General features: G+C 45.3%; 1 protein-coding gene. It reads right to left on the bottom strand.

Going from position 1 to position 212, the window contains the following annotated elements:
• Positions 1 to 212 (bottom strand): hypothetical protein (locus tag ACQ5DJ_RS30115; RefSeq protein ID WP_429845635.1); only part of this gene is annotated, 212 nt, incomplete at both ends.

Genomic DNA, 212 nt, shown 5'->3' with positions numbered 1-212 from the left:
CTTCTTCGTTGGATCATAGGTTACGCTGGCGAGATCCCAGATGATATCTGCATTAATCATACTGTTATCGTCTAAGGTAACATCCACTTCCACAGGTAAACCTAGTGCTGCTACCCTTTTCTCTGTACCATTCACTAGACCTGTTTTCGCTGGCAAGGTCGCCACCGAAATGATGTCTTTCTTTTTCGGCACTTCTGCATCTACTGTTACGC

The organism is Brevibacillus sp. FIR094 (assembly GCF_050477165.1).
Taxonomy (GTDB): Bacteria; Bacillota; Bacilli; order Brevibacillales; family Brevibacillaceae; genus Brevibacillus.
Note: the sequence above shows the minus strand (reverse complement) of the source record. Positions and strands in the feature narration are given on the sequence as shown.